The following is a 662-nucleotide window of genomic DNA, read 5'->3' on the forward strand; positions in this document are numbered from 1 at the left end:
GAATATGAAAACGCCCGCTAAAGCGTATGAATTAGCGGCTTAAGTTGTCCAATTTCGGCTGGGTCATTACAATCCAATCAAATTATTGCAAGACCGACTTGTTCAGACTTGTATGAAATCATTGCGTGCACGCTTCGAGACAACGAAATCGCATAAAGAGGAGCAAGTTTTGGTAACGAACTCAATGAATCTCGTCGCATTTAGATTTTATGATGTCAACGCTAGCGTATTACGCTGAGTTATTAGAGAGCAAACAAAGTATCAAAACAGTGATGCTGAGTCTAAAGAAGAAAAAGAACCCTTAACTAACAACATCATTAAGTTGAAAGGTACTACCAAACCAGATCCTAAAAAGGAAAACAGTTTGGCGGGAGAATAGCCATAACCGGAAGTCAATATGAACAACAATAAGAACCAGAAAAAAGGTGGTTCATCCTCCGAGTTGATGGCTATATCTACATTCAACCGCATTGCATTTTTACGAAAATTATCTAAATCAGAGGAGCTTCAGTTTATTGATGACGTTAATCAAGCATTGGAGATGAACCGTGAACAAGATATTTCTGAAGTGGTTGCAATGATAAAAGATAATGTAGTTGCCCCCACTAAAACGGACAGTTTAACTCGCCACTTTAAGAGCTCGGTACTCTCTCGGTGACATC

General features: G+C 39.1%; 1 protein-coding gene. It reads left to right on the forward strand.

Annotated features, from left to right (window positions below):
- The first annotated feature begins 397 nt into the window (after window positions 1–397).
- Window positions 398–658 carry a hypothetical protein gene (locus tag HGP28_RS19315; protein WP_246225790.1) on the forward strand — a complete coding sequence of 87 codons (261 nt, stop codon included), beginning with the start codon at window positions 398–400 and terminating at the stop codon, window positions 656–658.
- The last annotated feature ends 4 nt before the right edge of the window (window positions 659–662 follow it).

Origin of the sequence: Vibrio agarilyticus (assembly GCF_012641465.1) — a bacterium.
Taxonomy (GTDB): Bacteria; Pseudomonadota; Gammaproteobacteria; order Enterobacterales; family Vibrionaceae; genus Vibrio; species Vibrio agarilyticus.

Coding starts and splice junctions, on each gene's coding strand:
- HGP28_RS19315 (WP_246225790.1), top strand. CDS start 398: ATGAACAACAATAAGAACCAGAAAAAAGGTGGTTCATCCTCCGAGTTG.